Source organism: Vibrio sp. CAU 1672 (assembly GCF_029223195.1).
Lineage (GTDB): Bacteria > Pseudomonadota > Gammaproteobacteria > Enterobacterales > Vibrionaceae > Vibrio.
This window is the reverse complement of record NZ_JARHUF010000049.1, coordinates 1-6,953: the sequence shown is the minus strand read 5'-3', so window position 1 is coordinate 6,953 and position 6,953 is coordinate 1. Positions and strand designations below refer to the sequence as shown.

Annotated in this window: 12 protein-coding genes; 1 reads left to right on the top strand and 11 read right to left on the bottom strand. The window is 42.4% G+C overall.

What is annotated here, in order from left to right; translation table 11 throughout:
• Positions 1-84 precede the first annotated feature (84 nt).
• From P2G85_RS21020 to cyaB, 10 genes are all read right to left on the bottom strand, one after another.
• Positions 85-453 carry a tautomerase family protein gene (locus tag P2G85_RS21020; RefSeq protein ID WP_275865974.1) on the bottom strand — a complete coding sequence of 123 codons (369 nt, stop codon included), beginning with the start codon at positions 451-453 and terminating at the stop codon, positions 85-87.
• A 348-nt stretch (positions 454-801) separates the two neighbouring features.
• Complete coding sequence (locus tag P2G85_RS21015; protein ID WP_275865973.1) at positions 802-1,419, bottom strand: HAD family phosphatase; 618 nt, start codon at positions 1,417-1,419, stop codon at positions 802-804.
• 239 nt (positions 1,420-1,658) lie between these two features.
• Positions 1,659-1,949 (bottom strand): YkgJ family cysteine cluster protein, encoded by a 291-nt coding sequence (locus P2G85_RS21010; RefSeq protein ID WP_275865972.1) that lies wholly within the window; start codon positions 1,947-1,949, stop codon positions 1,659-1,661.
• A 186-nt stretch (positions 1,950-2,135) separates the two neighbouring features.
• Positions 2,136-2,822, bottom strand: coding sequence for a DUF4336 domain-containing protein (locus P2G85_RS21005; RefSeq protein WP_275865971.1), 687 nt, complete (start codon positions 2,820-2,822; stop codon positions 2,136-2,138).
• Positions 2,823-3,039: 217 nt separating this feature from the next.
• Positions 3,040-3,279: a hypothetical protein gene (locus P2G85_RS21000; RefSeq protein ID WP_275865970.1), complete on the bottom strand. Its 240-nt coding sequence runs from the start codon at positions 3,277-3,279 to the stop codon at positions 3,040-3,042.
• 662 nt (positions 3,280-3,941) lie between these two features.
• Positions 3,942-4,517 carry an NAD(P)H-dependent oxidoreductase gene (locus tag P2G85_RS20995; RefSeq protein WP_275865969.1) on the bottom strand — a complete coding sequence of 192 codons (576 nt, stop codon included), beginning with the start codon at positions 4,515-4,517 and terminating at the stop codon, positions 3,942-3,944.
• A 46-nt stretch (positions 4,518-4,563) separates the two neighbouring features.
• Positions 4,564-4,923, bottom strand: coding sequence for a MerR family transcriptional regulator (locus tag P2G85_RS20990; protein ID WP_275865968.1), 360 nt, complete (start codon positions 4,921-4,923; stop codon positions 4,564-4,566).
• Between the two features lie 149 nt (positions 4,924-5,072).
• Positions 5,073-5,450, bottom strand: a complete 378-nt coding sequence (locus P2G85_RS20985; protein ID WP_275865967.1) for a carboxymuconolactone decarboxylase family protein — start codon at positions 5,448-5,450, stop codon at positions 5,073-5,075.
• A gap of 58 nt (positions 5,451-5,508) precedes the next feature.
• Complete coding sequence (locus P2G85_RS20980) at positions 5,509-5,865, bottom strand: MerR family transcriptional regulator (RefSeq protein WP_275865975.1); 357 nt, start codon at positions 5,863-5,865, stop codon at positions 5,509-5,511.
• Between the two features lie 119 nt (positions 5,866-5,984).
• Complete coding sequence (gene cyaB / locus P2G85_RS20975; RefSeq protein ID WP_275865966.1) at positions 5,985-6,554, bottom strand: class IV adenylate cyclase; 570 nt, start codon at positions 6,552-6,554, stop codon at positions 5,985-5,987.
• A gap of 131 nt (positions 6,555-6,685) precedes the next feature.
• Between cyaB and P2G85_RS20970 the strand changes: the two genes are divergently transcribed.
• Positions 6,686-6,889, top strand: coding sequence for a hypothetical protein (locus tag P2G85_RS20970; RefSeq protein ID WP_345795443.1), 204 nt, complete (start codon positions 6,686-6,688; stop codon positions 6,887-6,889).
• Here the strand turns inward: P2G85_RS20970 and P2G85_RS20965 are convergent.
• On the bottom strand, positions 6,861-6,953 hold a 93-nt coding region (locus P2G85_RS20965; RefSeq protein ID WP_130201046.1), incomplete at its 5' end, for an IS3 family transposase. The two genes, P2G85_RS20970 and P2G85_RS20965, sit on opposite strands and share 29 nt — an antisense overlap.

Below are 6,953 nucleotides of genomic sequence, written 5' to 3'. Positions count from 1 at the left end.
ATGGAGGCAGTAGCTTCTTCAATATGGCTTCTTTTCTTTCTGCTGGTATACGAGACAAAGTTCACTCAATACCGCCCATACTGGTTAAATTTTAACAGTGACAACAATCCTGCCAGAGGGGGATCCCCAGCAATGAGCGGGTTGCTCCTTAATGGTGATTTCTATATCAACCAGCGATATATTGAGTTGCGCTTCAATGTTTGAAAAAAGTGCTTTGATCAGCGCCTTCTTTGTCTCTTGCTTACGCCCCTGCATCATATTAATTTCAATTACCGTGTACGACTCTGAACGGCCCCCCGGATAATAAAAATCTTCTTTTTCCATCGGGATAAAACGATGGGCACGCTTATCTTCCTGTAAACCGAGTACTTGCTTCATAGATGCATGAATGACATCCGATAACGCTGACTTGATTGGATTCAAATTTCCCTTTATTCCATAAATGACTATCACGATTCCTTCCTGAAATTATAATAACCAGTCAAACAACGCTCACCACATTTGACTGCGATTAAATCGCCATCCCGTATACCCGCAAGCCAAGATAAAAAGCCATCCAAATCCCATCCGGTGATACATAAACTGATTACGGGTCTGATGCTGCCCTCGTGCTATTGTACTCCCCGGCCTGTCCCAGCCTTGAGTCCTGTAGCTAAACAACGCGACAGATACGACATTTTGAAGAAATTCGAAAGGAGGCTTTCACTCATCCGCGCAGCTATAAACCTTAAGATTTAAGAGCAGCCGACAGTGCCTGCCCTGTCACATTGATATATAGTCCTGTAGCCCGGACTCTACGGATTAAAACTGCAAACCGAGTGATTTCAGTGCTTGCTCGCATTGAGCTGAATCTATAAATTGAATCGCTGAGATTCCGGCCGTTCTGGCACCTTCGACGTTATATGGCATATCATCAATGAACACCGTCTCAGAAGCCAAAATACCGTTTTGCTTCAGCAATGAGTAGTAAATTTCCGGTTGGGGCTTGAGCAGACCGACATCAGCGGATACGGTAGCGCCGTCAAACAGTTCCCAGAACGTATAAGCTTCCCTTAGGTGTTCAACTATTTCGTTCACGTTATCCGTCAACGCATAAACGCCATAACCCCCAGCCTTCACTCTCCTGAGTAGTTCAACGGAGCCAAAAATTAATAATTGAGTCTGTTTTATATAGTAAAAAAGCCGTTCACAGTCTAACTCAGACAAGCCAAGCAACTCTTGGTATTGAATCTTAGCCTCAGATTCCGTCAATAAGCCTTTATTCAACTCCAACCAGGTATTGCTTTGAAATATTGAATTCATCATGGACTCGGGAGACTCAACGTCACTAAAAGTTAGGCGTACAATCTCACCTGGCGACCAGCGAACTAATACATTACCGACATCAAAAACTACGTTCTTAATATTACCGAGTTCCATAACTGCTCCTTTCCTACTAACGATCATCTGAATGTGTACGTCTTACGATGTTCCATTCGGGGTCATAGCGTCGTATTCAGGCCTTATAGCCAGACTTGCCCCTGTACCTAAACCGTCACAGAGACAACGCACTTCAATTTTCTACAAAGCTGACTTACACCGTATACCACCAGCCGTTCTCAGACTGGCTGATTTATTCTCTACGGACCCGGCGACCAAACGCATCTAAAGCTGTTTGTTCAAGAGCAATGTGTCCGTTCATCAATGCATTCATACGAGCCCATTTCGAACTCACGACATATCCAGGGCCTGTATTCGTAAATCGTACACATAAATGTTTCTCGGTCTATAGCGGCACACCAGCCATCGGCTAATCTCAACATCGTCTCACCACCATACTTATCGCGTGAAATGAATTCTTCAGGAACACCGGTATCTGAAATGATCATTACCTCGAGACGACAGCAACACGCTTTGCAGTTCGAGCAAGAGACTTTTGAGGTAGAAATGCTTTTAATCGGTATATTCATGGGTAACTACAATTTAGTCAATTGTGCATGATACCTTAAATTTAACACGACTATCCTATCTTTATATACAACTCACCTTGTGAACCATTACGCTTTGCCCAAGAACAAGCAAAATCACATGTAAGCCTATGAAGCACAACTAAACGTGACGCAAACCCCTTATTATGGAGTTTCAACAAAGTTTACTTATATTAGCCATTTGAACGACTGAGCTAAAAATTTGTCAACGCCTTCCTTGACGATTTCACCATGAGACATGACCAATATTCTTGGATTCCACGCTAATAATCTATTGAGATGTTTGCGGGCATCAGCCTTGCCAAACATGAAACTCAGACGCCAATCCAACGGCATTTTTCCATTAGGGGCCAGAATACCAACACCTTTAGCCACAAAACGCTGCCAATAGTTAAACTCTTGGCCTGAAAAGTTTTCTACTAAGTCGGTAACTATCAACGTTTCAGAGCCTCTGTGGAAAAACACACACTCTTCCATTAACGGTGAACCTGAAAACAGCTCTTGCTCAATATCTTCTTCCCAAACCGGATAATTGGGATCATGCAATGAAGCATCAAAGGAAATGTCACTTCGCTTTTTAATGACCTCATTGGTGCCGTAAACTTCAGCATTTGGATAAGTGCTAATCCACTCAGGCAGGAAAAGATGATGTAAATGGTTAGGAGCTATCAAGTATTTTACACGGCCTAAAGTTTCTAGTTGTACCTTGATGGTATCTGATAACTTGATCGGACTATGAACCCATAGTTCTCCGCCAGAGAGCCGGACAACTGTCATACGAGTAGAAAATGGTAACCCTAAAAACTGAACCGAATTACCATCAAATATCCATATTTCATGCGCTAACTTTTCCATGTTCCTCCCATCATATAGTGCCTAATCAAGGTGTGAGCAAGTCCACCACCCGACCATAACCTTTGTGCTTAAAAAACTCGTTCAACCGAAAATACCAACCGCTGAAGAGCCTTTTTGAACCCCTTATTAATAGCGTGGCTTCCCAGATCCAGAATAATGACCGTTCAATGACTACAACAACGATAACGGCTAATACCTCCATGACTTGCAACGAATATCAGTCTAAGTTATCTGGGGTATGTAAGTTTGTACCACACACCTCGCACTTATAATCACCGGTTGGCGTGCCTTCCATCAAAACCGCCGCGATAGCAGAAAACAAACCAGAGAAAAAACCTTTAACTTCGGTCTCTGATGCTGGCTCTTCTTTACCGAAACTTTCATAGCGATGAACAGTTAACTGTTTGCAATTACAGCAAAAAGCTTTCATTTCATCATCGCCGTACGAGTATGCCAAACGAATTCTCCCTTCAGGGTTACTTTACCATCGGATCCACAACTAAGAAGCGAACAGCGCAACAGGTGCAACTGGTGTCTTATTGTGCCACAAACAAAAGCCTCACAAAACCAACAATGCTCGCTCACTCCCTCTTAAGCAGCTTGCTATGTGTGCATCAACACCACTTGACATAAAAGTTACAATTATGAAATTTAAATTAAATTACCACCCTGCCTTGATCACAGAAACAAACTCTACTACGTTATATTTATACAACAATGTAATTTAATTACACCAAGGAGCTAACTATGTTATCAGCAATAAGGGATTTATTTACCCCTCACAAGGATTACGCGGGCCGCAATATCGATGATGTAATCTCTCGTCTGGCGGCACAAACCGGTACAGACACTCACGTTTGGTCTTACCTTCGAGAGCTGTCTGTGTACGAAAATACCCTAAATGGAATAAGAATTTACCCACACGAACTCAGAAAATATGCGTCTTAATCGAACTTACCAGTACCACAGAAACCCTACCATTGGCTTCGATTGTAGGGTTTCCTCATCAATTGCATAATGCCCTGTAAAGGTGTGAACTACGCAATACGCTGCTGCGCATTGCCAATCACTATGTAATGCCTGGTTAACTGCCTGCAAACCCAAACGGCTTTGGTAAGGTTACTTTATATTACTCGCCAATTGTGCAACTTTGCGAAACCAAACCTTCCTATTATTGATGCTGGAGTTAATAACAGGGCCAAAGTAAGTCGAAGACCTATTTTTAATGCCAGAAAAACCCAAAACAGAATTCTTTAACTGCTTGTATATGACATTTCCTTTGACGTACTTATACCAAAACGGCGGACTATCAAGGGTAATGATTAACTCAGAAGTGCGCCCTTGTAACAACTTTTCCGGCGTAGCTTTGCCATCAACATACTTGAATGCGAAATCCGGCAAAAAAGTTCTATCAATAGCTCCTTTAAATTTTGCGGGTATCGTTCCCCACCATACCGGACTGACAATCACCACATGCTCAGACCATTGGATCATTTTTTGAAAGTGCAACAAATCTGGTTCCAGCGAAATGGGGATGTCGTAGCCTTCGTTTAAACTGATCTCAAAATTCATGTCACCAATATTGATTTGCTCAACGTCATGCCTGCCTGAAGCAATCGAGGTATAATGCTCTGCAATAGACTTACACATACTATTGGATTTAGGATTGGCATTGATAACTAACACTTTTTTCATAAACTTACATATCCGTGTAATGTAAAAGTGCAGTTTAAACTCTTACCTATAGGTCAGAGTCAAGCCCTCGAACACACTTATCGATCGAATTTCGATAGTTTTCAATACGCACTTTTTGTTTTTCTAACTCTTTTATCTCTTCCTCAACCATTTGTTGTTTTTGCACCAGAAAATCACTGACTAATTTCCAGTCAAAATCTTCTTGGGCGCTTTTCAACTTAACCAAATCCGAGAGAAGGATCCCCAGCGTCTGAGCTTCTTTAATTATCTTGATCAGGTTGATGTTATCTTGATTATAAACACGATATTTCCCTGACCTTGATACGTTCAGTAGCCCACGTGATTCATATAGCCTTATTGCTCTTTGAGTCGCCCCGGTCAATTTGGACGCTTCATTGATAAACACTTTAATATCCTTATGTAGATGAATACGGACCGCTAACGCTGCGTGAAAGAATGAATAACTCGACCACCATAACACACCATTATGCGGAGAAAGCGAACCCTACTCCTGAACAGCAATAACCAAGCGTTGGGAATCGCGCTCCATACTTGTTATGCCTTTCTCTCAACAAGCACTTCTTTGAAAGCAAACATACCGTTTAACGCTGCGGGGAAACCGGCATAAACGCACATTTGCAGTATCACTTCTTTGATTTCTTCTTCGCTGCAGCCAACATTAAGCGCCGCATTCAAATGAACTTTGAGCTGAGGTGCACAATTGCCTAACGCAGTTAATGCGGCAACCGTAGCGATTTCTCGGGATTTTAGATCCAGCCCTGTACGTGCATAGATATCACCAAACGGAAATTCAATTGTGTACCTGGCTAAGTCCGGGCAGAGATCCTGTAAACTCTCAATAACATTTTGCCCTGCTTCACCATCAATACTTGCCAGTCGTTCAAGACCGGTATCAAAACGTGTTTTTTTCATTGGTACGCTCCTATTTAATAAGTACAGGGGCACCATACAAGTTAGAGTCAACTCTAAGTCAACCGACTTTTCCGCTTTTATACAGGTTAATTTTGTTCTCTAAAGCCGCCAGGTGCGATTTTTGTTGTTCGATATGGGCTCGTAGGTTTTCTTGATGTTGCTCGAGTAACGCCTGGCGCTGCAATACCGATTCAGATCCAGCCTCCCTTAGCCTTGCGTACTCGAGAATTTCCTCAAGAGGCATGGCGGTATCCTTTAGACGCTTTACAAACTCAATCCACTTTAAATCTTTCGATGTATATACACGATGCCCACTGCTGTTTCGCTGAACATTTTTAAGTAAGCCTATTTTCTCATAGTACCTAAGAGTATAAGAAGACAAGCCTACTAGACGCGAAAACTCTCTCATGTTCATCATTTTACCTCCTTGGCATAAGGCTGCGTAAAAGGGTGTCGGCACGTAATACCAAAACGGCTGCAAAGCACCTTAAGCATCAGAATCCACCGCAAACTAAAAACGCCACGTGTTGTGAATCATTCCAGAGCACCTTGTTGTTGACCACTTTCTGCAAACATCTGCTTATATGATTTCGTTTGCAATGCTGATTGCGTTAACCCGAACTTACTTGCTAGTGCTTCAAGCTCTGCTCTGTAGATTGATAACTGCGATTCGTTGTCTGTCATGATAGCGAACTCGGCAAAATCACCAATACCAGCCAAAGAGTCAACTGTAATATGGAACTCTCCAACAAAGTAAATACTCCGGGTTTTCTTGGCTTTCAATATCACTTGGTACCCCATAGTTTCTAACATACTCAAAGCATTAGAAGCATCCGTGATATTGGTCGCCTCACATCGGTCAGGTTCTGGCCCTTTAACAATCCACAACTTTATACCTGATGGCTCCATAGTACGGATACAAAGGCTCTTGTTCTCAAGCTGGAGCGATTTGTCAGGGCGGTCAAAATACCAATCACATTCAATGTTATCTTGAAGCATGATTTCATGGGGTATCGCGTTTAAAGTTTCTAAGAACTCTGATTTTGAGTGCAGGCGATACTTCAGTTCTACTTCATACCGGCCTTGAAAATGATCGTTGCTCATGTGTAATTTCGCCTGAAAAAGTAGATGTTATCATACGATAACAGTCCCAACAGATGCTTCCCCATTCTTTTCTTGGTTTGTCTCTCGATACCTGAGACAATTACTCCGCAACTTATACCAGGCAAACTATTATGAAACTTTTAGTGCGCAACCTTGCGCGTAACACCACAGAGCACGAAATCCGCGTTCTTTTCTCTGCCTACGGCACTGTCACCGAATGCAATTTAGTTTTAGATCAGGAGACGGGGCTGTCTAAAGGCTTTGCATTTGTCGAAATGATCTGCTCCAGCCAGACTGGACACTTCATTAAGCGACATTTTGTTGTTCAAAGTTAACTGGGCTTAGATACCCAAGAGCACTGTGCCTTCTCGTCCGATTATAATCAACCTCTATGTATTC